This is a genomic window from Tenacibaculum sp. MAR_2010_89 (assembly GCF_900105985.1).
In the GTDB taxonomy this organism is placed as follows: Bacteria; Bacteroidota; Bacteroidia; order Flavobacteriales; family Flavobacteriaceae; genus Polaribacter; species Polaribacter halocynthiae.
The window spans coordinates 2,884,135-2,908,939 of record NZ_FNUB01000005.1 but is presented as its reverse complement, the minus strand read 5'-3'; the positions used below and the strand labels follow the sequence as shown (position 1 = coordinate 2,908,939).

Below are 24,805 nucleotides of genomic sequence, written 5' to 3'. Positions count from 1 at the left end.
AACAAGTCAGATGAAATTATTTTTAAAGAAAAACAAGAGATTCAAGGTACGAAAAGAGATAAATAAGTTTTTATACCTACCTATTTACCATCGTGGAAATTTGTTTTGGTTAACCAAAATAAAAATGGAAAAAACATTTAATGGAATAACGATGCGTATTGTAAATATTCAAAAAATTTAATATCAATAAAAATTCCCCTAAGTAATCTCATACTCTTGAAAATATTAAGATTAGCCATAATTTTAAGGGAAGTAGAGAGTATTTGATTGCTTAATTGTAATAAAAAATAAAGAATTATAAAATGAAAAAAAAATTACCATTAATAATACTATTGTTTATAAATACAATAATGTTAGGACAAGATTTAAGTTTTACATTTGTTAATGCACAAAATACTAATGATGGAACGTATGATTATTATGAAGCAGATGTTTATATATCATCAACAGTTGATTTTAAATTAGGTAAAGGTCAAATTTACTTTAATTATAATACTACAGCCTTCGGAAATAATGTAAAAGCAAATAATCGAGTAGAAATTACAGCTTTAAATACTGAAGGTTATATTTGTGGACAAGGAGTAGATGCTGTTAGTAGTGCGAAGATTTATTCAGATTTTATAGTAATTGATAATATTAGCTCTAGAGTTTCAGTTTCATTTGTACAAACTTTTTCTTCAAGTACTTTTGTAACTAATAACGTTACTTCCATACCTACAAAGCTATTTCATATTAAAATAAAATATGTAAATATAAATGAAGACCCGATGGTTAGTTTTGAAACAGGAATAAGTCAATCAACAAATTTGTTTTATACAGCTTGTGGATCAGCATCAAGTGGTCCATTTGATGGAGCAAATTGCGTAGACTATGAAGGAACTCAATTGTTAGGGGCTACTTTCAACTCAATAGGAGCCTCAAGAATAGATGAAATAGTGTGGGATGGAGACACCAGTATTTCATGGTTAAATAATAGTAATTGGGATAGTGGAACTGTGCCAACAATTACAAATGATATTATTATTCCTAATGTAGTTAATACTCCTGAAGTAAATTCTTCTGTGCAGATAAATGACTTAACAGTAGAATCACTTTCATCGTTTGATATTTCTGAAAATGGCTCAGTAACTATTGAAGGAAATTTAGTAAATAATGGTGTATTTACTATGTTATCTACAGCAAGTAATAGTTCAAGTTTATTAGTAAAAGGAACAACAAATGGTGAAGTAGTTTATAAGCGAGGAGGCTTGCTAGCAAATGCATGGAGTATAATTTCTGCACCTGTTCATGGTCAAAGTATAAAGGAGTTTGCTGAGAATTCAGAAAATGCTATCCGTATAAATACTTCAACAACTCCAAACAGGTATGCAATTTCTTATTATGATGACAGTAAAGTTACAGGATCTAAATGGGTATATTATGATGTTGATTATTTAGCCGCTAATCCAAGTGAAACTTTTGAAAAAGGGAAGTCGTATGCTATTTCAAGAGCAGCAAATGGAACTGTAATTTTTAAAGGAACAATAGAAAAGTCAGATGTAACAAAATCAGTAACAGTTTCAGAATGGAATGCTGTTGGAAATCCCTACACAGCTTTTTTACCAATTAATGAAAATGGAGGAACAAACTTTATAAATAGTAATCTAAGTAAGTTTGATCCAGTAAATGTAGGTGTATACGTTTGGGATAACGCTCAGTCTAAATATGTAGGTAAATCATTAGCCAGTTCAGAGGCTTCTTTAGCACCTGGGCAAGGTTTTTTTGTGAAGACAACTACAGGAGTAACTGATATAATTTTTAATCAATCACAAAGAAAAATTCAGCCTGCCACAGGTGGAATTTTTGCTAGAGGAGAAAAAACTATTCGACCAAGTATTCAATTATTGGTAACTTCAAAAAGTACAACAATAGATACGAATATCAAATATCTTAAGAATGCTACTTTAGGATTAGATCCAGGATATGATTTAGGAAACTATTCTAGATCAAACTTTGATGTATATACAAGATTATTGAACAATGAAGAGGGTGATGATTTTACAATTCAATGTTTGCCAATTGAAAGTATTGAGACAACAATTTTGCCAATAGGTTTAAAGATATCATCAGAAGAAGAGGTAAGTTTTACTATCAAAACTCAAGGTTTACCACAAGGACTTGAAGTTTTTATAGAAGATAGAGAGTTAAAGACTTTTACAAAATTAGATACTTCAAAAAATGATATTTATACGATAGTTATTAAAGAAAAACTAAATGGAGTAGGTCGTTTTTATTTACACACCCAACAAAGTAAAATAGAAACAGTAAATACAAATATTGATGATGTTAAAATTTATACAGAATCTAAGAATACATTAATAGTTAATGGAATTTCGGATGAAGAATTTGAGGTTAATTTATATACTGTTAATGGAGTTTTATTACTAAATGAAAGTGTAAAAGGTTTGGGTAACAATTCAATAGCTCTTCCATCATTACAAATAGGAGTTTATGTTGTTGAGGTGAACTCTGAATTAGGAAAGAAAACTCAAAAAATCATAATTAAATAATTCCCTTAAGAAAGATGAAAAGAGATTTAAGTAATAAAGCAGAAGAAATTACAAGAAAGGAAGCTTTAAAAAAAATAGGAAAATATGGTAAATACACAGCATTAACAGCCTTAGGAACTTATATTCTTTTAAACCCCAAAAAAGCTCAAGCTCAGAGCCCTGAAGCTCCAGGATGGGATTAAATAAGAGAATAGATAAACTGAATGGGGATTTAGTTTAAATGAAGAAAAGACAGTAAGAAAGCTGTCTTTTTTTGTTTATTATTTATTTTATAGTTCTTGCTAATTGATGAAATATGTTATAAAATTTACTTTCCGGTTCAGAAAGTAAAAACCCAAGTAAAATAAGTACTTGGGCGTTTATGAGGTGGAAAATAGGTGTAGTTATTTAATTATTTAAATCTGATATAGTCATATCTATACCATGAATAACGAGAGCGTCTCTATTATCCATTAAAATGGATGCAATCATAAAATTTTTTTTGTAAATTTCATCGATTTCATCATTATATTTTTCTTTTATTAATGATGGAATATTATGTGTTGAAACGTTTTCTATAAAAAGTTTAAGACCAAGTGTAGCTGTTTCAACAAAAGGTTTTTGATGAGTAGACCAAATACTTATTATATCCTTATAACCAATAAAACAAGCGCATTTATTGTCAATTAAACTTTTACCTAACACTTTACCGCTACTACATGACCAAGTATAAAAAAAGGCATTCTCAAAGGCTTCATTGTTTAATTCCGTTGAAATATACGGAGTTGTGGCAGAAACAACTAAAGAATTTTCAGAACCATGTGAATAAGCACCAAAAATAAAAGAGGTCATATTTTCTAATACTATAGAAATATTTAAATCATTAAGTTGGTTTCCATGTATATACCTAATACTAGTGTTATTGTTATTTTGAAAAAAAGCTTCTAAATCTAATTTACAACTTCTAAAAAATTCACCTAGAGTTAGGTCAGAGGTATCAAATGCAAAAATACTGTTAGTCATCTAGCTTCTCTTTATTTCTTAATAATAAATTTATAGTAAGCTTATTCAATTTTAAAGAAAACTCTTTTCCTATGTTAGATTGTAATCTTATTTCTTTCAATATATCATTAAGAGATAGCTTATCGCCTTCAGATGTTATATATATAGTTTTATCTTTATCTTCTTCATTATTAACAATCCAATCTTCAATAGCATTATCGACACTAGTTTCAATTGAAATAACAGCTCGGTCTATCATCGGCATAGCTTCTGCAATAGAAACTCCTTTTGTGAGAAAACCAAAAGCATGGTTATTTATAAAATCGGAAAAATGTTCATCGTTTTCATCTACACCACTCCATAAAATAACAGGAATTAATTTTGAAATAGAAGAAATTTCTTCTAAAATTTGATGCCCATCTTTTTCTCCCTTTGGAAACTGTATGTCCAATAAAACTATAATATTCTTAAGTAAACTATCATTGATATATTTTAATCCATCAATAGAAGAGGTAAAAAAGTGCACGTTTTTTTCTCCGAATTTATCTTCTAATTCCCATTTTAACGGATCATCGTTTATTTTTATACTATCATCGATAATAACAATTTCTATATTCATTTTTAAATTTTATTTCTTAAACGGTAATTCAATTTTAAAAGTTGCTCCTGTTGGTTTAAATTCATTATCAATTAATTCAATATCACCTTTCATAGATTCTATTCGAGTTTTTACCATGTATAACCCTAAGCCAGACCCTCCATCATCAAATGTCTTTGTAAAAAATATGTCAAAAATTTTATATTTGTCTTCTTCATTTATACCAATCCCATTATCTGAAAAATAAATGATTAGTTTATCCTTTTGTATTTCAGAACTACATTTTATTTTTTTATTCTCCTCATGTTTTAGAGCTTTAATTGAATTACTAATCAGGTTATCAAAAACATCTTCTATAGCTTTTCTATTGTAATTTAGAATAATAGACTTTTTAATATCTAATTGGATTTTAATTTTCTCTTGAAAAAAGACATCTTTATATATTTTATTGAATAAAATTTCTAATAAATCTTTCAAATCAATTTCTTCTACATCAGTGTCAGATTTTGCATACTTCAGCATAAAATCAACACCATCTCTTAAAGTAATAAATTCTTCAAAAATGTTTCCTGAGATACTCATAAATCTACTGTCTTTACTAGTGTCAGGGTAATATTTGCTAAAATATTCGGCTTGTCTAATGACATGTCCAATAGTATGTTTTGTCATATGAGAAAACATTGCTGCATAGGTTTGTAATGAAACTAAAGAAGAATATAAATTTTCTTTTTGTTTAGTTTCTTCTTCCAAACGAACATAGTCTTTAATGCTTTTACTAACGGTTCCTTGTAATTTACCCAATTCAATTTGAACTGTTTTTAATTGTTCTTTTACTACTGGAGAAGCCTCTTTTTTTATATTACTTACTAATGTTTTTAAGTTTTTAAGAGAGTTATTTGCATTGCCTAATTCGGATTTTGTTTTTTCAGAAGCTTTATTTCTTTGGTCTTTAAATGATAATTCTACTTGTTCAATTTGTTCTATAATAAAAACCTTTAAATCTCTCCATTCATTATTTTCAATAAAACCTTGGCGATTTGTAGCTTCAATTATATCAGGATTTTTTTCATCTTTAAGTTCTACAAAGCCTAATAAATCTCTACTACTAATTTTATCAAAAAAACCAGAGTATCTTCTTTTATCTATACCAATTATATCCTTCTGTTTAGTGACTTTATCTTCATACTCAGCAAATGGAGTAGTAATAATTCCGTCTCTATAAATTTTGATACCATCAATATCTGCAGTAGAATTCTTTTTAATATTTTTTTTAGCCTTTAAATCAAAATAATGAAAAGTAAAATCTACAAGACCAAAACTCTTTTTTGGCACATTAATTTTTTCTAAAACTCCATTATTATTTCTTATTACTTGTTGCGTATTTGATTTCTCATCATATGATAATTCAATAGAAATAGTAGATTGTTCTTTAACGTCATTTGGTTTTATTTTAACATCAATAAAGTTTTCAAAAGGAGATTTTATTTTAATATTAAAAGGATACCTTGGAGGTATTTTAAAGTTTGGAGATACTAGTTTAGTTAATTCATTATATGAACGCTCAATATCATAATTAGTCCATTCCTGTATTCTTTCAATTTTAAGAGTTGTACCATATTCCTCTTTTTTAGCATCTTCAAACCAGTATTTATTTTCAATATCAGTAAAATAGTCTTTTTTATCTTCAAAAGGTAATAGTAGTTGTTGGTTTTCTATTTCAACATATTTAGACCAATCTGTTTCTAAATAAATCCATTTATCACTTCCTTCTTGTTTAGTTTTTAAAGTTAATTTAGAACCTAATAAATCGACAGCAAATCTTCCTATTCCTTTTTTTCCAACAACTTTTCTATTATAAGGAGAAGGAGAAGTTCTTTCTCTTCTTTTATCGCTGGTACCTATAACCATCCATTTATTCTTTAAATCTCTTAAAGACATTCCAATTCCATCATCTTTAATTATGATTTTAGAATTAGTATTAGAATAAGGAATCAAGTTCTCAAAACTAATAGTTACATTATCAGCATTAGCATCGTAAGAGTTTTTTACTATTTCAAATAAAGCTGTTATTCTATCAGTAATAAGTTCTCTTCCTAGTAATCTATAAGCACTTATATCAAAGTTAAAATTGATTGTATTCTTATTTTTTGTACTCATTGTCTACCTTAATAATTTTATCAAAAATAGCTTTAGCCAATAATGGAGGCACAGCATTTCCAATTTGTTGTTGAATATGGGATAAACTTCCTTTGAAAATAAAATCATCAGGAAAACTTTGAATTCTAGCAGCTTCCCTAATAGATAAACCTCTATTTTGATAAGGATGAATTAACATATTCTTTCTATAATTAGCTATTACAACTGAAGGCTTTTCAGGATGGAGTCTTCTATATATACCACTATGACAATTTGATGTGTTTGAATAATTCTCCATTAACTCTGGAGGAATAGCTTTCCAGTTTTCACCTATAGATATGTGTTTGTACCTTTCTATTACGTACTCTCTATTTCTTGATAAATGATTTTGACTAGACTCTTTCGAATTAGTCCTCATTAGTTTAGCATAATTACTACATCTACCTTTTTTATATGGTAGTTTATCTATATTATCTCCATTAGTGAGTTTTGGTAAATCACTTATAGCTTGCTTTACAGTTACTCTTTTTTGTGCTTTTTCAGGAAAATCATAAGTAATTCCTTGATTATTCCCTACCATAAAAAATCTATTTCTATTTTGGGGGACACCATAATCCGAAGCAGTTAAAACTTTATGTTCTACTTTATAACCTAAAGAATTGAATTTACTTTCAAGTTCTTTTAAAACTTTACCATTATTAAAAGATGTAAACCCTTCAACATTTTCAAAAACAAACCATTTTGGTTTAGTTTCATCAACTAGTCTAATAAACTCAAAAAACAGTGAATTATTCTTATTGTCAGTATTTCTAGTTTTAGTATTAGATATAGAAAATCCTTGACATGGAGGACCTCCAAAAAGGATAAATGGATTTTTTGGTAGTTCTTTAGATTTAACCTTAGTTATATCATTACAAATAACTTTAGTGCTAGGATGGTTATGTTTAAAAGTTTCAGCAGCATGTTTATTATTTTCAATAGCAGTATGAATTTGGATTCCTGCCATCTCAGCCCCAATACTTAGGCCTCCAGCACCACTAAATATATCAATAGCAGTTTTCATATATTTCTATTAATTGAAATTAAATCTCTTGTTTCAATATTTAAAAATTGAGAGATTTTATATAAAGTTTCTAAGTTAGGCTGTACATCATTTGTACACCATCTTGATACAGTAGATTCAGAACAGTTAAGTTTTTTTGCTAATTCTCTACTAGATTGCTTTTTTTCTGTTAAAACTACTTTAAGTCTATTGTAGTTCTTTTTGTTTGACATGTAATATTTTTTGCATTACATGTCAAATATATGATTTAATGTGTCAATATATATATATATATTCAAATATTTTAATAGCCTTAACGAAATGAGACAAGCAAAGATTTGAGTTAAGGAACGAATGTGACTTAGTGAAGATTTTGCGAAGTTCGAATGAGATAAGGCTATCATGATAATTAAATAAATCAATATCTAGAATTAGTACAATTTTTTATTTATGAAAATCAATGTATACATCATTATATTTTTTTACAATTTTAGAATCTGAATTAATAAATACTTCCTCTTTGTTTTCTATAAGCTTAATTGTATTTATTATAATATTATTAGTTCTACTTAATTCGGTATAAGATATTCTAAGTAGGTTTATTTTCTTTTCAAAAGCGTACTTTTTTTTAATTATATCTCTTTGAATTTCTTTTTTAAATTTGATTTTTCCCCCAAAGGTTGTTTGTGGCTTGAAGTGTTGCTAACCATCAAACTCTATTAGTAAATTGTATTTTTTTATGTAAAAATCAAAAGGGAGTGTTAAAATACTTATACAATCTTTAAATCTATACTCTTCTGTAAAGTTTATTTTTTTCTAACTGAAAAATTCTTCTATTTTTATTGGCCCTAAAGATTTGTTTCTACCACAGCATCTATCCTAAAAAAAATGACTTAAAGTGTTGATTAAAATGGTTTTGTTTCTTTTGATTTCCTTTGTTTTCTTTTATTACTTCCCGATACAGAAATTCCCAAAAATGTGCCCTAAAATATCTTTATCAACATCATACTCACCAGTTATATTTCCTAAATGACGTAAACACTCACGAATATCAATAGAAAATAAATCGGTAGAAATTTCTAAGTCAATACCTTGTTGTACAGAAGTAATAGCTATTAACGCATTGTTTAAAGCTTCAAAATGACGGGAATTTGTAACAATAGTTTCATTATTACTTAAAGCTCCAGTATTTACTAAGGAAGTTAACTCATTTCTTAGTTCATCAATTCCAGTTTTTTGTTTTGCAGACAATAAAATTAAATGCTCAATTTCTGATTGTAAAATAGAAGAGTCATGACACGATAATGTGTCAATTTTATTTGCAATTACTAGTAAACGTTTATTTGGAAAACGCTCTTTGATAGTTTCAATTTCCTTTAAAAATAAATCACTAGAATAAGAAAATTTATTTGAATCGATTAAGAAAATAATTAATTGAGCGTTTTCTGCTTTTTCATACGCCTTTTTTATACCAATATTTTCAACAACATCTTCAGTTTCACGAATACCAGCAGTATCGATAAAACGAAAAGCAACTCCGTCAATAATAACTTCATCTTCAATGGCATCACGAGTAGTACCTGCAATGTCAGAAACAATGGCTTTTTCTTCGTTTAATAAAACATTTAAAAGTGTTGATTTTCCAACATTAGGTTCCCCTATTATTGCAACTGGAATCCCATTTTTCATTGCATTTCCAAAAGCAAAAGAATCAATTAATCGCTTTAGTACAAACGTAATTTTTGAAACAAGTTCTTTAAATTTAGTTCGGTCGGCAAATTCAACATCTTCACCTGAAAAATCGAGTTCTAATTCAATTAAGGCAGCAAAATCTAATAATTGACCACGTAATTCTTTTAATTCATTGGTAATTCCACCACGCATTTGTTGAATAGCCATTTGATGGGAAGCTGCAGAATTTGAAGCAATAACATCAGCAACTGCTTCTGCCTGACTTAAATCCATTTTTCCATTTAAAAAAGCACGCATGGTAAATTCACCATTATCAGCCATTCTACACCCATTTTGTAAAAATAGTTGAATGATTTCTTGCTGAATAAAACTTGATCCATGACATGAAATTTCTACTACGTTTTCACCCGTATAAGAATGTGGATTTTTAAAAATAGAAACTAATACTTGATCAATAACACGATCATTATTTACAATATGTCCCAAATGTAGTGTATGAGATTTTTGGGTACGTAGCGATTTAACTTTCTTAACCGATTTGAAAAAAGTATCGGCAATTTCAATAGATTTTTCCCCAGAAAGTCTAATTATAGCAATGGCTCCAACACCTGCTGGAGTAGCTAAAGCAATAATGGTATCGTTTTCAATCATGGTGCAAATATACATAGTAAAATAGAGATATAAATTTACTTTTTGTAACAAAACTGCATGTTAAGCGTCTTATTTATACAATCAACCTCTATATACATATGAAAAGAAATAATCAATTATTAGTGTTAACCCATTTAAGTCAATTATTAGATTTTGTAACAGGAATCGGAGGATTCATTGTTCCTCTTATTATATGGGCTGTAAAAAAGGATGAAATTTTACATATGGATGAACATGGTAAAGCTATTTTAAACTTTAGAATAACTATGTTTCTATATTTGTTAATATGTATTCCTTTAGTGTTATTTTTTGGTTTGGGCTTACTTGGCTTTTTAGTAATAGGAGCTGCGTATATTATTTTCCCGATACTAAATGCTATTAAAGCAAGTAATAATGAAGAACCAAGTTATCCTTTTAGTATTAAGTTTTTATAAAAAAATAAAAAATAAATCAACGAAAAAACACCCTAATTTAGGGTGTTTTTCACTTTTATATAAAAATGTAGTTATTGTATATTTGGCGTACTATCTTAAAAAACAATAAACTATGAAGAGATATACATGTACTCTATGTTTACTTTTATTGGTAGGAATTACATTTTCTCAAAATACAGATTTTACTAAAATAAGTAGATCTCTTCCATTAGTTCATTGGAAAAGTCAATCACCAGTTAAACACCAAGGGGTAAAATATACTTGTACAGCATTTGCTATTGCAGCGGCTTTAGAAACATTTCCTAATGTATCAAAAGATTTAAGTGAGAAGTATTTATATGCATTCCAAAAAGGATATCAGTATGATGGTAAAACTGCAGTTAAAAGAGGGCATTTTTTAAAGTTTTACCCTGAATCTTTAAAAAAGGATGGAGTTATTGAAGAGAAATATTTGCCATATAATTTAGATTATGAAAGAGCTAGAGAAATGAATGAAACTCAGTTTTCTAAATATTTATATGAAGGCGAAGTTGGCTTATTTACATTGGTTACAAAATATAAGAAAAAGGCTAGGGTTTTTGTCACTGACTATGAATATTTAGATGCTAAGAAAGCAAAGGATATAGAATATATAAAACAACAATTGCGTAATGGAATAAAAGCGATTCCTGTTTCATATCCTCTGATATATCAAGATGCTTGGAAAAGTTTTTCTTCTAGGAAATTTAATACCATAACACCAGATGTGGGATATAAAGTATTAGGCGCAAGTGGAAATTATCTTAAATATTCAGTAGCTAAAGGTTTATATCAAAATATTAATCAACGTATAGTAAAGGGTGAGCTATTGATGGAAATAACTGATACTAAAAATAAATATGGAGGCCATGCTGTTGCCATTGTTGGTTATGATAAAGAAGGTTTCATTATAAAAAACTCATATGGAACTCAATGGAGAGTAGGAGGGTATGAACGTATAAGTTATGATTACCATGAAATTTTTGCTTTAGAAGCACTAATAATTAAAAAAGTACGAGTAAAAAATAAATATTTTAGATGGTAGAATTTGTTTTTATTGATACATGAAAATATTGGTGTAATACCAAATTCCTTTATTGTTTTGGGCAGCAGTTATATTAAAATGAGTATAATTGCCTTCAATATTTTTACGATGACCAGTGCTATTTAACCAGCCTTTAATTACAGATTTTGCTGAAGAATATCCAGAAGCGACGTTTTCAGAAGTGCTAGTAGCTTTTGCATTTGTTTGAAGATAATTAGCACGTTGATTAAAGTTATCGTGTGATATTTTACCTTTTTTAATCATATATTTAGTATGACTGTTTGTTTGTGTTTTTATAACAGCTAGTGTTTCAAGTTTTTTTAAATTTAAGCTAGCTCTATGATCGTTAATTAATAATAAAATTTCAGTTTCTAAAGAAGAATTTGCTTGATCATTTATATCTGAAATTTTATCTGATGAACAAGTAAAAAATAAAACAGCTAGTAATAGGATATTAAACTTAAAAAAAGGTTTCTTCATTATATCGAGTTATATGGCTTGCTTAATAAAATCTTCATATTCATAAAAAAATAGTTCAAATTCAGTCATTGTATCAACAAAAAACTCATAACAATCTCTCCAAGTGTTCTTATTATGAATACTAAACTTTTTTTCAAAAGGAATATATATACGTCTAATTATTTTTCTATTATCTAACTCAAAATTATCATTGTAAATAACTTCGGGTAAGTACTCGGTTTCAAGTATTTTTTTTAATGAAATTAGTTGATCATATAATAACTCATTTGCTATTTCTTCAGGATGCTCAAAATCTAGGCAAACAGAAGCTTTTTTTCTATCCGCTTGAAATTTAAACGCAAATCCTTTTATTTTAGTGTTGTATAACAACCATTTTCTTGGAAAAGATTTTCCAAAGCTAGTCCAAAATTCTTTTCTTAATTGAGCAGATTCTTCTTTACTAAACATTATGTGAGTTATTAATTTTCAATAATTGTTGAATTATCGTGTATCTCTATTATCCGTGAACTTTGGCAGTAGTACCTCTATTTTTCATCATTTCAGCTTCAAATGCTAATAAATCATTCCACTTTTTATCAACAATATTCTTATCCATATACTTTCTTGCATATCCTAAGAATAAGGTATAATGATTAGCTTCAGAAACCATCAAATCTAAATAAAATTTAGAAAGTTGTTCATCTTTCAAATTGTCAGCAAACACTTTAAAACGTTCACAACTTCTAGCTTCAATTAAAGCAGCAACTAATAATCTATGTACTAATGCTTCTGAACGCTTCCCTGTATGCGGAAAAAACTTTTGAAGCTTTAAAGCATAATCATTTTTCGTTCCTTGACCTAACACCATATTACGTTCAATCATAATATTATGAACCATTCTAAAGTGTTCCATCTCTTCAATAGCAATATCACTCATATCCTTAACAAGTGCAGTTTCTTCAGAATAATTTATAATAATCGAAACAGCGTTAGAAGCGGCTTTTTGTTCAGCAAAAGCATGGTCAGTTAATAGTTGTTGTAATCCATTTTTAGCAACGTCAACCCATGAAGTTTCAGTATCGAATTTTAATCCAAGCATAATTTAAATTTGAAAGTGTAAAAGTAAAAAATATAAGCTCTTTTTAACTAAAACAAGAAGTAAAATAACTAACTTTGAAGTACTTCAAATATTTTTTAAGAAAAAGAACTATTTTAATATGAAAAGAGTCTATCAAATCATCATTTTACTAGTATTTGTATTGGGTGTACAATCATGTAAAAAAAACGAGTCTAAAGCAAGTAATGTTCATGATTATAGTGAATATGTTTCAGTTTTTCCTGAGAATTTAATATCGACGACTTCTAGTTTAGATTTTTTATTAAAGAATAAAGCAAATGTAGCTGATGTAAAAAATGATGTTTTTACGATAACACCTAAAGTAAAAGGGACGGTTGTTTTAAAAGACAACTTATTAACTTTTGTTCCTTCTGAAAAGTTAAAAAGTAATCAAGAATACAATGTAACCTTACATTTATCAAAACTATACGATGGTATTGATAGTAACCTGAAAGATTTTACTGTTAAAATTAAAACAAAAAAACTGTTATTTAATGTAGCATTAAAGTCACCAACTGTATTAAATAAAGATGAATATTATATTGAAGGAGTTTTAACAGCGAGTGATGTAATTGAAAGCTCAAAACTTTCAGAGTTAGTGAGTGCAAGTTATAATGGAAAAGCCACAGATATAAAGTTTGATACTTCAGAAGAGTTTGTTTCTAAAGCGACTTTTAAAATTGATAAATTAAAAAGATTTGAAGATGATAAAAGTATAAATGTCTTATGGAATGGTAAAGCAATTAACTCAGTATCTAAAGGAGAAAGAGAATTATCAATTACAGGAAAGAACAACTTTAAAGTATTAAATATTGAAGTTGTTGATACTGAAAAACAACATATAGAGATTAGTTTTTCTGATGCAATAAAGAAGAATCAAGATTTAAAAGGGCTTATTCAGTTTGTAAATACTCAAAAAAGATATTTTACGTATGCTATTAATAACAATATAGTAACAATCTATCCAAAAGCAGCATTTAAAAATAAAGTTGATATTGAAATATTTAAAGGACTTAAAAGTATTGACGGATATGCTTTAAAAGAAAGTTATAGTAAAACATTACACTTTAAACAATTAAATCCGCTTGTAAGTTTTATAAAAAGTGGAACAATTATACCAAATTCAAAAAATTTAAAAATAAACTTTAAAGCTGTTAACCTTAAAGCTGTTGATGCAACTATTTATAAAATATATAAAGATAATGTATTACAGTTTTTACAATATAACAACCTAAGTAATAAAGGTAATTTACGTTATGTAGGAAGGCCAGTAGCAAGTTATACTGTAAACTTAACAAATCAAGGTGTTGATTTGACTAAAGAAAATGCCTTTGCTATAGATTTAGCAGAAATTATTACTGTTGAAAATGGAGCAATGTATAGGGTAGAGCTTTCATTTAAAAAAGAATATTCAAATTACACTTGTGATGAAACACTTTCAACAACTACAATAGTTTATGGTAAAAAAGAAGTAAATACTAAGGCGTTCGATAATCCTAACTATTATAATGATAATTATCGTAGCTATCGTTGGAGTGATAGAAAAAATCCTTGTACTGAATCCTATTTTTATAATAAAAATATTAGCACAAATATTTTAGCTACTAATTTGGGTGTAATAGTTAAAAAAGGAAACAATAATACAACTTTTATTGCTGTGACTGATTTATTAACAACTAAGCCAGTTGAAGGAGCTAAGGTAACGTTATATAATTTACAGCAGCAACCAGTTATTGAAACAACAACAGATAAAGAAGGAATAGTAAAAATTGAAGGTATAACCAATGCTTTTTTTGCTGTTGTAACTAAAAATAATAATACTACCTATATTAAACTGAATGACGGAAATTCATTGTCAATGAGTAAGTTTGATGTTTCAGGAGTGAAACTTCAAAAGGGAATTAAGGGATATATTTATGGAGAAAGAGGAGTTTGGAGACCAGGAGATCAATTATTTTTAACTTTTGTTTTAAATGATAATGCGAATCCAATTCCAGAAAAACATCCAATAAAATTTGAGTTGATTAATCCGCAAGGGAAAATTACTGAACGTAAAATATTATTTAAAATTCCCAAAAATGTGTATGCGTATTCTCCTAAAACTAATAGAGATGCAATAACAGGAAATTGGAAGTTAAGAGTAAGTGTAGGTGGGGCGGTTTTTAATAAAAATTTAAAAATAGAAACAATTAAGCCTAACCGTTTAAAAATTAAGTTAAATACAAAAGCAGATTTTATTAAGGCGAATACATCTATTGATGGAGATGTGGAAGTAAAGTGGTTGCATGGTGCCATTGCTAGAAATTTAAAGTTAGACATTAATGGGAAATTTACTCAAACAGTAACAGCTTTTCCTAAGTATTCAAATTATAAGTTTGATGATATTACTAGAAGATTTGGTACGGAAGAATTCAAAGTTTTAAAAGGAGTTTTAAACAATGAAGGAAAAACAACTTTTTCAGTAAAACCGAGATTGGCTAATAAAGCTCCAGGGATGTTAAAAGCCAGTTTTATAACTAAAGTGTATGAAAATGGAGGTGATTTTAGTACCGATGTATTTTCTAAAAAAGTATCACCATATACTTCGTATGTTGGGTTATTAAATGCAGAAGAGCAACAGTCTAGAAATTATTTGTTTACAGATGAAAAGTATACGTTTAATGTAGCTTCAGTTAATGATTTAGGAGTAGGTATTAGAAATAATCTAGAAGTAAAGGTGTACAAATTGTCGTGGAGATGGTGGTGGAGCACATCTGATAATGGACTTTCGAATTACGATGGAACTCGTTATCATCAACCATACAAAACGTTACAGGTAAAAACGAATGCAACTGGTAAAGGTTCTTTTGATTTAAAAGTTGATGAAGGTGATTGGGGGCGTTATTTAATAAAAGTAAGAGATAAAAAAAGTAAACATGTAACATCAAATATTGCATATTTCGATTGGCCTTCTTGGTATGGAAAGAAAAAAGGAAGTCAAGACAAAACAAATGCTACGATGTTGGTATTTACAACAGATAAAGAATCGTATCAAGTAAATGAAACAGCCACAGTAAAGTTTCCCTCATCTGAAGGGGGAAGAGCTTTAATTACCATTGAAAATGGTGTTGAAGTATTAGATAATTTTTGGGTAGAAACAAAAGCTAAGCAAACTGAATTTAGTTTTCCAGTGTTAGCTAATTATACACCTAATGTTTTTGTAAATATATCATTGTTACAAAAACATAGTCAAACAGTAAATGATTTACCAATAAGAATGTATGGATCAATACCAATGTTGGTAAATGATCCAGCTACAAAATTAGAACCAGAGATTAGTATAGCTGATGAATTACGACCAGAATCAGTAGCTACAATTAAAGTAAAAGAGAAAAAAGGGAAAGCAATGACATATACAATTGCTTTAGTAGATGATGGTTTGTTAGATTTAACACGTTTTAAAACGCCTAATCCATGGAGTACTTTTTATGCACGTCAATCATTAGGTGTAAAAACATGGGATATTTTTGATGATGTGGTAGGTGCTTATGGAGGTAAGGTAAATCAAATATTAAGTATAGGAGGAGATGAAGCTGAAGCTGGTAGTAAAAACAAAAAAGCAAATAGGTTTAAACCTATGGTTGTTTATCTGGGGCCTTTTCATTTAGAAAAAGGAGATACTAAGGAACATGTGGTAAAAATACCCAAATATGTTGGTTCTGTTCGTGCAATGGTTGTTGCAACTGATATAAAAAAGGAAGCATACGGTAGTGATGAAAAAACTTCTTTTGTTCGTAAACCCGTAATGATTTTAGCTTCATTACCTCGTAAAATAACACCAAAAGAAACAGTTACTTTACCAGTTACTGTATTTGCAATGAAACCTTCAGTAAAAAAAGTAAAGGTAACAGTGAAGCCTAATGAATCTTATACTATTATTGGAGACAAAACACAAACTGTTACGTTTAATCAGCCTGATGAAAAAATGGCATATTTTACGTTAAAAGTTAATGATTTTAAAGGTATAGGTAAGGTAAATATTGAAGCTAGTTCTGGAAATGAAAAAGCATCTTACGAAGTAGAAATAGATGTGTTAAATCCAAACCCTGTAACAACAGAAGTCAAAGATTTGATTTTAAAATCAAACGAGCAAAGTGAAATAAATTTTTCAACTTTTGGAACTCAAGGAACAAATGCTGTTGGTATAGAATTGTCTACATTACCACCAATGAATTTTACAAAACGTATGGGGTATTTAATTCAATATCCACATGGATGTGTTGAGCAAACTACTTCCAGTGCTTTTCCTCAATTATTTCTTTCTGAAATATTTGAACTACCAGTAGAGAAAAAACAATCAATAGAAAGAAACATAAAAGCAACAATTCAGCGTTTATCAAACTTTCAATTATCAAATGGAGGTTTATCTTATTGGCAAGGAAGTGGTAATGCAAATAGTTGGGGAACATCTTATGCAGGGCACTTTATGATTGAAGCTGCTAAAAAAGGATATGTATTACCTATTGGATTTAGGTCAAAATGGATTGAATACCAAAAACAAGAATCAAGAAATTGGAGAAATAATTCAAGATATTATAATAATGCTTTAACACAAGCATACCGATTATACACTTTGAGTTTAGCAAATAGCCCTGATTTAGCATCAATGAATCGTTTAAGAGAAACCAATTCTATTTCTAATGAAGCTAAAATGAGATTAGCGGCAGCTTATGCTTTATTAGGTAAAAAATCGATAGCAAAATTGATCTTAAATAGTTTGTCATCTCAAAATTACTCTAAGAGGTATTACTATAATTATGGTTCAGAAACTAGAAATAAGGCAATGGCTTTAGAAACCTATACATTATTAAATGAGGAAACAAAAGCAATTAAATTAGCTAAAGAAATTGCTGAAACTTTATCTAGTGAAAATTGGATGAGTACACAAACAACTTCATATAGTTTATTAGCAATAAGCCAATATGCGCTTCAAAATGGAGAAAGTTCAGGTATTAATGCTAGTTACTCATTTAATAACAACATAGAAAAAATAAACACATCCAAAGCATTGTTTATTAAAGATTTAGTTGGCTTGCAAAAAGATAATAAATTAAAAGTATCGAATAAAAATAAAGGAGTTTTATATGTAAGAGTTTTTAATAAAGGAATTTTACCAGTTGGTGAAGAGAAAGTTGTTCAAAAAAATTTAGAAGCAACAGTAGTTTATAAATCAAAAGAAGGAGTTAAAGTTGAGCCAAATAGTTTGTCTCAAGGAACTAATTTTGTTGCAGAAGTATCTGTAAGAAATTCAACTAATGAGAAAGTTGAAAATGTAGCTTTAACACAATTTATACCATCAGGTTGGGAAATTATAAATACTCGTTTCACAGATTTTGGAAACAATACTAATTCATCAAAAGTTGATTATACAGATATTAGAGATGCAAGCATTAGTAATTATTTTACCTTAAATAAATTTGAAACTAAAACGTTTAGAGTACTGTTGAATGCTTCTTATTTAGGAGAGTATTATTTACCAGGTATTCAAGTAGAAGCAATGTATGACAATGACTATATAGCTCGTAATAAAGGACAATGGGTTAAAGTTATGAAGTAAATAAATAAGAATATTTTCTTTTTAATTTGTGAATTATAATTAAATAAAAAACATGGTTTATGATTAGATAAACCTTGTTTTTTTAATTTTAAAGTAAAGAAAATCAATATGGTTTGAAAAGGAAAATAAAATAGGTGTTGTGAAATAATACCTTGAGTTATATATTTGCCGCCTTAAATTTAAAATAACTAAGCTATGTTAAAAAAAGTAATATACATTTTTGTATTAATCTCATTAGTTTCCTGTATTCCAACTAAACATTTCATAAACAACATACATAAAACGGAAAAGGTGTTGAAATCTGAATCAATGCTAATTGTTGCAAATAAAGAAGTAACTGTAAATAGTTTTAAAAAAACATTTAAGAAAAATTACGAGAGTAATGAAGTGTTTTTAAAATCGTTTGCTAACGATTTTAAATCATCGTTAAATAGTAGTAATTTATATACCAATTTAGTTATAGATTTAAGTGATAAATGGAAGGCACTTTCTGAAGGATATAGCAAAAAAAATAATGATATAATTAATAATCTTTTAACTAAAACAGATAAAAAATATTTATTGTATTTAAAAGGTGTTACAATTGATAATTATGTTAGTTCTAGTTATTCTCCGGGGTTTGGTCCAGGGGCAATGGGAACCCATAATTCAACTGAGTTTTGTACAGTAAGTGTTACTGTAGTTATTTACGATGTAAAGGCTATGAAACAAGTTTTAGAATTTGAATCAACAGGTGAAAGTTCGGTGTTCTTTTTTGATTTTACCAAGACACTTATTAAAGCTAGAGACAGATCTATTGAAAATGCAATAAAATATTTAAAAACAGGTAAAACGTCATAACGTAAGTATATTAGTTTTATTAAAGAAATAATAAAAGAGGTTAAGTCAATTTATGATTTTAACCTCTTTTTGTTTTTAATAACTAAAAATAACGCTCTCTTATACCTGAATTTTAAACGTCTAGAGTTTTTTAAAAGAAAAGAGTACGTATAATTCTTAAACTAGCAGTATGATTATAAAATAGTTGTATGTAAGGCTATTTAATAGAGAAAACTAACTAAAATTTAAAACGTACTTATTATGAACTTAATTTCAATTATTTCTCCTGTAATAGATCAAATGGAGAGTTCTCACTTAAAAACTCAGTTATCTACTTATTTTCCCTTACAAGAAGAAAATTTTTCAGTTATAGAAGAATCTTTTAAAGAATTTACATCCCAAAAACAAAATAAAGAAGTACTAAATACTTTTTTTAAGAGTTGGAGTCAAACGAATAATAGTGCAATGACAGTTGCAGGTTTAAGTAATCGTATGACCATGATTATTCATAAAAATCAAGAAGTAAAAAGTGAACATGATTTATTTAAATCAGTATCAAGTTTAAATAGAATTGTTGATGAAGATTTAGCAGTGGTAGGTAGAGTATTACACTCTAAATTATTTTATAATATGGCAACAAGTATTTCAGGCGATGATTCTTGGTTGTCTAATACATTTTTAAATAAAGAAGCGATAGCATTTAAGGCTTGGAAAGATAAAAATTCGTTACGTAATAAAGATATTATGGTAGGGTTATTAACAACTTTAGTACATGAAATTTATACACATGGTGAAGTTGAATTTATCATTCCTCTATTTGAAAATTGGTTGCAAGATGAAGGACGTTTAACTGAGTCAGAAATAGACAGTGCTCTTGCATGGATTCGTGTTCATTGTGGTCCAACTGAGAAAAATCATTTTTTTCATGCTGTAGATGCGGTTAATTCTTATGCGAAGGCTTTTGAAATAGATGTAAATAATTATGATTTAAAACAAACAATAGAAGACTATTTACATTTAAAATCTGAGGTAATGGGAGTTTTAAATAAAGAACTTTCTCAAGAATACACTTTTTAAAATAATTTAGATGATTGAAGATAAGGTTAATAAAAAGGAAGAAAAAACTTGGGATATTTCTAAGGTAGGAGTTGATGCATTAAAATTTAATCAGTTACTAAAAAAACATTTAGGAACGCTATCTCATGATACAAAATTATTTAAAAATGTTCCAGTTGTAATGAGCTCTAATTCAAAAGTAGAGTTTTCAAGATTAACAAACTTATTGAATGATGTTTTTGAAAAGATAGTTCTAAATTATTTTAATGATGAAAGGATACAGGAATTGTATCAGTTAGATAAAGAATTAGAAGATATATTAGTAGAAGCATATTCAATACCATACAAAGTAGGTATGTATCGTCCAGATTTAGTTTTTGATATGTCAGGAGTACCAAAAATTTGTGAAATAGGGTGTAGATATCCTATTAATGGTTGGATGATTAGTTACTATGTAAATGAGATATTAAATGAACTAAAACCAAAAGAAGGTACTGAATGGGATTCTATCGATGAACAGTTAGGGTTTATTACAAATTTGTCAAATGATTTTGACATAACAGAAACACTATATTATGTGCATAATAAAGAAAAAGGAACTGAAGCATATTTAATGTTTAATGAGTTACTTAAACTAGGTTTTACTATTAAAGATGTTTCACCTAATGATTTTGAAGTTGTTGAAGGTAAATTGATCTTTGAAACTAAAGAAGCTACTCAGTTTATTCTTGAAATGGATAGGGAAGAACTAAAGCAATTAAAGCCTTCAGTTTTAAAAGCGTTAATACGATCTAAAAAATGTATAAATGATGTACGTTCAATTATTTTAATTCATGATAAAAAAGTATTAGCAGCTTTATATGATGAGCAAATAATGAGAAGGTATGTAAACAGTGAAGACTATAATTTTTTAAAAAAATACCTTATCCCGTCTTATACTCTAGATTTAGAAATAATCAGAGACCAACTAATTAACTCTAATGCTAACTGGGTACTTAAAAAAAGTAGTGGAGGTAGAGGACTTGACATGTTTGTTAAAAATGAATGTAGTTCAGATACTTGGAGAAAAATAATTAATGAAAAATGGAGTGAATACATGGTCCAAGAATATATACCACAAAAAAAGTTTTCTATAGAAAATGATAAAAGTATTGAAGAAATAAATATTGTTGGTATGTTATTAGCTTACAATGAAAATTCATTTGGATTAGGCGTTTATAGAGGATCAAAACAAAGTATTATTAATGTCCACAGTGGAGCTTATGTATTACCAAGTGCTATAAGAATGAAATAAATGAGGTTCTCAATTATAATTCCATTATATAATAAAGCTGCATATATTAAAGAAACATTACATTCTTTAGCAGTACAAAGCAAGTTACCTTATGAATTAATTATCGTTGATGATAAAAGTACGGATGATAGCTTACAAATAGTGAAAGACTATTTAAAACTAGCTCCAATTTGTTTTAAAAGGATTCGTGTAGAATTGATTGAACTAAAAAAAAATTATGGAATAGGATATGCTAGAAATATAGGATTTTCAAAAGCGACTGGAGATATTGTAAGTTTTTTAGATGCAGATGATATTTACAAAGAAAATTTGATAGAAACAGCAATAAATGTAATGTCATTACATACCATTAATTTTTTAGTTTTAGGAATTGAGTTATTTCCAAGTAATAGAGTATATCCAAAAATTGATAAATTAAAAAAAGAACTTACATTAATAAAACCTAATGTTTACCGTATAAATAATCCTTTAAAATTAATTACATCACAAAATTTTTACTTATTAGGCTCTAACGTAGTTTTAAAAAAAACGTATGGTGAATCAATTAAATACATTGAAGAACCTATTATTTATGAGGGAATAGACTATTGGTATCGAGTGTTAAAAAAAATGATAATTAAAGAGAGGAATACTGTTGGTTTATTGATGGGAGAGTTTTTAAAAGTTAGAGAAGTACCAGGAAGTGCTTCAAGAAAAAAGTATAATCATTGGAAAGAAATTGATTATCCTCCAGTGCTTACCCGATTTAAGAATAGTAAGGAGTATTATGATAAAAGATTAAAAGGGGTTGTATCAAAACGATGGATTAATCATGCAATGTCTAGTTTGAATTCATTATCTCAAAAAATAAAATTTATAATTAGGTATAGAAAAATATTTTTAAATCAAATACATTACTTTTTTCTTCACAAATTTTAAAACTAAAGAGAATAATGATAAACGATAAGTTGAAGGAACATTTTTCTATAGTAAAAGAATCTTCTTTGTTTAAAGAATATTATGATGATGTTCAATCTATGTCTGATGTATTTCCTATGGAAAAACATACTTTAAGAACAATTTTAAGTAGTAAATTCAAACTAGAGGATGAATCAAAAGGGGTGTATTTAGTACGTTCAGGAGGTTCATCAGCTAAACCGCTAATTTTTCCAGTAGATATAGAAGAAAATTTATATCAACGTAAATTACTAGCTAAAGAGTTAGTTAAATTTGGAATGTTTTCATCTAAAACCATAGCGTTGAATTTATTTAGTTATAAAGATATGTATCGCACAGCTGCTATTGTAGATGATGTTTTAGAAAAGTGTAATGCTACAACTATTTCTTTAGGAGCGTCTTCATCTTTTAAACTAGTATACAATAGTGCATTACAGTTCAATGGGAACATAGTAATGGGAACACCATCAAAACTGGTGCTTTTTGCAAAGTATGTACTTGATAATAATTTGCAATTAGTTATAAAAAATATAATGTATGCTGGTGAGTTTCTATTAGCATCTCAAGTGGTTCTTCTAAAAAAAGCATTTGGAGCTCAGCAAATTTATTCGTTATATGGCTCAGCAGAAACTGGTATATGGGGTTGGTCAAATTATTCAAAAAAACCAATGTCATTTCATATATTGGATGATATAATTGTAGAAGTAGAAAATCCAGATAATAATGGAAACGGAACGGTAGTGGTAACTAATTTATTAAGGAAAAGGTTTCCAGTTTTTAGATATAAGATGGGAGATGTAGGAACTATAAAAGAAGAAGGGAATAAACGAATTTTAACATTAATATCTAGAGAGTCTAAATCATTTTCAGTTGATGCTGAAGCATATTTTATAAATGATTTTGATTGGCTTTTTAATGAAGTTGACCGTTTTCAAATTCAACTATTTTTTAATTCAGAGGCACAAGTTGATGTGAAGTTTTTATTAATAAAAACAAATACAAAAGATTCCGAACTTAATGAAATTTATCATCTAGTTGAAGAAAAATTACAACAAATTTTCCAAGTCAACCCAGAAAAAATAAATATCACTGTGGCTTTTGTAAGCGAATCTGATTTATATATAAATAATACAACTTCTAAAACGCCAATTGTTATTGATTTTAGAGAGTAATTTTTTTTAGAATTAAATGAAGAGAAGTAATTAACTTTGAATAGTAACCAAACCAATCAATTATGAGAGCTAAATATGTACTAATACTACTAATTATATTTGTAGTAACTAGTTGTAATAAAAAGAAAAAAGATAAAATAGTAAAAGAAGATTTTAAAGAGGTTTCTAAAAAGCAAGATTCTATAGTTTTTAGTTTTACTTTTTTAGGCTGTAATAGAGTAGATAGGCATCAAGTAGGAGATACTACAGCAACAAATGCTTCTACGGCTAATTTATCAGCAATGAAACGAATTTGGACTGAAATTTCTGATTTAAAAAGGAAACCAGATTTATTTTTCTTTTTAGGAGATATGGTATTGGCAGAATCTACTACAACTAAGTTAGAAAATCAACTAATTGCATGGAAAAAATTATACTATAACACTAGTTTTAGTCCTATTAGTAAATCTAATATAGAAATGGTAGCCATTCCAGGGAATCATGAAATGTTATATTGGCATGATTATAATGTACCGCACCACGATGAATGGCCTTTGAAAGGAGCTACTCAAATTTGGATGAAGCATATGGCAGAATATATGCCTAAAGATAGAGACTATGTTAAAGGAAATGATAGTATTAATAATCAAATGACTTTTGCTTTTACTCGTAAAAATATTGGATTTGTATTGATGAACACTGATACTTATAATAGTCCAACAAAAGAAAGCCCTTATGGTTTAGAAGGGCAAATACCAACTCAATGGATAATTAATAAAGTTGAAGAATATAAAAAAAATCCTAAAATAGATCATGTTTTTGTATTAGGTCATAAACCTTATTATGTAAGTGGAAAACCAGAAACAGGGCATAAAGGGTTTCCTGAAGGGCTAGTTTTATGGCCTAAATTGGTAGAAAATAAAGTGGTAGCAATGTTGTCAGCACATTTACATGATTATCAACGTATGCAACCTGGTAATAAAGGTACATACCAAGTAATTGCAGGGAATAGTGGAAGTCCTGGTTCAGCCACCTTTTTTGGGTACTCTAAAATTGATATTATGAGTAATGGGGATGTAAAGTTAAGTTCAATTGGTTATGATAAAGGGAATCCTTACTATAAAGCAATGCCAAATAGTCCTTCGACCGTAAGAGATGAAACAGTGTTGACATGGTCAAAGAATGTAAATCCATATCCAAATAATTAAAAAATAAACTATTTTATATTGAT

21 protein-coding genes are annotated in these 24,805 nt (G+C 28.1%); 12 read left to right on the top strand and 9 right to left on the bottom strand.

The window, feature by feature from the left end; genetic code table 11:
* Nucleotides 1-10: 10 nt before the first annotated feature.
* The 3 genes from BLV71_RS18665 to BLV71_RS18660 all read left to right on the top strand — a co-directional run bounded on the left by BLV71_RS18665 (nt 11) and on the right by BLV71_RS18660 (nt 2,731).
* Entirely contained in the window at nt 11-181 is a 171-nt protein-coding gene (locus tag BLV71_RS18665) for a hypothetical protein (RefSeq protein WP_176974420.1), read from the top strand.
* A gap of 121 nt (nt 182-302) precedes the next feature.
* Nucleotides 303-2,549, top strand: coding sequence for a T9SS type A sorting domain-containing protein (locus BLV71_RS16110; RefSeq protein WP_093871539.1), 2,247 nt, complete (start codon nt 303-305; stop codon nt 2,547-2,549).
* A gap of 14 nt (nt 2,550-2,563) precedes the next feature.
* A complete protein-coding gene (locus tag BLV71_RS18660) occupies nt 2,564-2,731 on the top strand; it encodes a hypothetical protein (RefSeq protein WP_176974419.1) in 168 nt (55 codons plus the stop codon).
* 205 nt (nt 2,732-2,936) lie between these two features.
* Here the strand turns inward: BLV71_RS18660 and BLV71_RS16105 are convergent, their stop codons facing one another.
* The 6 genes from BLV71_RS16105 to mnmE all read right to left on the bottom strand — a co-directional run bounded on the left by BLV71_RS16105 (nt 2,937) and on the right by mnmE (nt 9,649).
* Nucleotides 2,937-3,551, bottom strand: coding sequence for a hypothetical protein (locus BLV71_RS16105; protein WP_093871538.1), 615 nt, complete (start codon nt 3,549-3,551; stop codon nt 2,937-2,939).
* On the bottom strand, nt 3,544-4,149 hold the full coding sequence (locus BLV71_RS16100) for a response regulator (protein ID WP_093871537.1): 606 nt from the start codon (nt 4,147-4,149) through the stop codon (nt 3,544-3,546). Before BLV71_RS16100 ends, BLV71_RS16105 begins: the two co-directional genes overlap by 8 nt.
* Nucleotides 4,150-4,158: 9 nt before the next feature.
* Nucleotides 4,159-6,285: a sensor histidine kinase gene (locus BLV71_RS16095; RefSeq protein ID WP_093871536.1), complete on the bottom strand. Its 2,127-nt coding sequence runs from the start codon at nt 6,283-6,285 to the stop codon at nt 4,159-4,161.
* On the bottom strand, nt 6,269-7,327 hold the full coding sequence (locus BLV71_RS16090; RefSeq protein ID WP_093871535.1) for a DNA cytosine methyltransferase: 1,059 nt from the start codon (nt 7,325-7,327) through the stop codon (nt 6,269-6,271). Before BLV71_RS16090 ends, BLV71_RS16095 begins: the two co-directional genes overlap by 17 nt.
* Entirely contained in the window at nt 7,324-7,539 is a 216-nt protein-coding gene (locus BLV71_RS16085) for a helix-turn-helix transcriptional regulator (protein ID WP_093871534.1), read from the bottom strand. The genes BLV71_RS16090 and BLV71_RS16085 overlap by 4 nt, the downstream gene beginning before the upstream one ends.
* A gap of 715 nt (nt 7,540-8,254) precedes the next feature.
* On the bottom strand, nt 8,255-9,649 hold the full coding sequence (gene mnmE / locus BLV71_RS16080; protein ID WP_093871533.1) for a tRNA uridine-5-carboxymethylaminomethyl(34) synthesis GTPase MnmE: 1,395 nt from the start codon (nt 9,647-9,649) through the stop codon (nt 8,255-8,257).
* Between the two features lie 98 nt (nt 9,650-9,747).
* Between mnmE and BLV71_RS16075 the strand changes: the two genes are divergently transcribed.
* A complete protein-coding gene (locus tag BLV71_RS16075) occupies nt 9,748-10,083 on the top strand; it encodes a DUF4870 domain-containing protein (protein ID WP_093871532.1) in 336 nt (111 codons plus the stop codon).
* 112 nt (nt 10,084-10,195) lie between these two features.
* The gene (locus BLV71_RS18755; RefSeq protein ID WP_218131775.1) at nt 10,196-11,146 is read left to right on the top strand and encodes a C1 family peptidase; all 951 of its coding nucleotides are present in this window, start codon (nt 10,196-10,198) and stop codon (nt 11,144-11,146) included.
* A 9-nt stretch (nt 11,147-11,155) separates the two neighbouring features.
* Here BLV71_RS18755 and BLV71_RS16065 read toward each other — a convergent pair whose 3' ends face one another.
* From BLV71_RS16065 to BLV71_RS16055, 3 genes are read right to left on the bottom strand one after another with little or no spacing between them, the layout of a single operon-like run.
* Entirely contained in the window at nt 11,156-11,626 is a 471-nt protein-coding gene (locus tag BLV71_RS16065) for a CAP domain-containing protein (protein ID WP_255405239.1), read from the bottom strand.
* Between the two features lie 9 nt (nt 11,627-11,635).
* Nucleotides 11,636-12,073 (bottom strand): DUF4268 domain-containing protein, encoded by a 438-nt coding sequence (locus tag BLV71_RS16060; protein WP_093871531.1) that lies wholly within the window; start codon nt 12,071-12,073, stop codon nt 11,636-11,638.
* A 49-nt stretch (nt 12,074-12,122) separates the two neighbouring features.
* Nucleotides 12,123-12,704 (bottom strand): MiaE family protein, encoded by a 582-nt coding sequence (locus BLV71_RS16055; RefSeq protein WP_093871530.1) that lies wholly within the window; start codon nt 12,702-12,704, stop codon nt 12,123-12,125.
* A gap of 118 nt (nt 12,705-12,822) precedes the next feature.
* Between BLV71_RS16055 and BLV71_RS16050 the strand changes: the two genes are divergently transcribed.
* The 7 genes from BLV71_RS16050 (at nt 12,823) to BLV71_RS16020 (ending at nt 24,782) form a co-directional block, all read left to right on the top strand.
* Nucleotides 12,823-18,318: an alpha-2-macroglobulin family protein gene (locus BLV71_RS16050; protein WP_093871529.1), complete on the top strand. Its 5,496-nt coding sequence runs from the start codon at nt 12,823-12,825 to the stop codon at nt 18,316-18,318.
* Between the two features lie 195 nt (nt 18,319-18,513).
* The gene (locus BLV71_RS16045) at nt 18,514-19,158 is read left to right on the top strand and encodes a hypothetical protein (RefSeq protein WP_093871528.1); all 645 of its coding nucleotides are present in this window, start codon (nt 18,514-18,516) and stop codon (nt 19,156-19,158) included.
* 240 nt (nt 19,159-19,398) lie between these two features.
* Nucleotides 19,399-20,214, top strand: coding sequence for a hypothetical protein (locus BLV71_RS16040; RefSeq protein WP_093871527.1), 816 nt, complete (start codon nt 19,399-19,401; stop codon nt 20,212-20,214).
* Between the two features lie 10 nt (nt 20,215-20,224).
* Complete coding sequence (locus BLV71_RS16035) at nt 20,225-21,487, top strand: hypothetical protein (protein ID WP_093871526.1); 1,263 nt, start codon at nt 20,225-20,227, stop codon at nt 21,485-21,487.
* On the top strand, nt 21,488-22,405 hold the full coding sequence (locus BLV71_RS16030) for a glycosyltransferase family 2 protein (RefSeq protein ID WP_093871525.1): 918 nt from the start codon (nt 21,488-21,490) through the stop codon (nt 22,403-22,405). It begins immediately after the preceding gene.
* A 14-nt stretch (nt 22,406-22,419) separates the two neighbouring features.
* On the top strand, nt 22,420-23,595 hold the full coding sequence (locus BLV71_RS16025; protein ID WP_093871524.1) for a phenylacetate--CoA ligase family protein: 1,176 nt from the start codon (nt 22,420-22,422) through the stop codon (nt 23,593-23,595).
* 62 nt (nt 23,596-23,657) lie between these two features.
* Nucleotides 23,658-24,782 (top strand): metallophosphoesterase family protein, encoded by a 1,125-nt coding sequence (locus BLV71_RS16020; protein WP_093871523.1) that lies wholly within the window; start codon nt 23,658-23,660, stop codon nt 24,780-24,782.
* Nucleotides 24,783-24,805 lie beyond the last annotated feature (23 nt).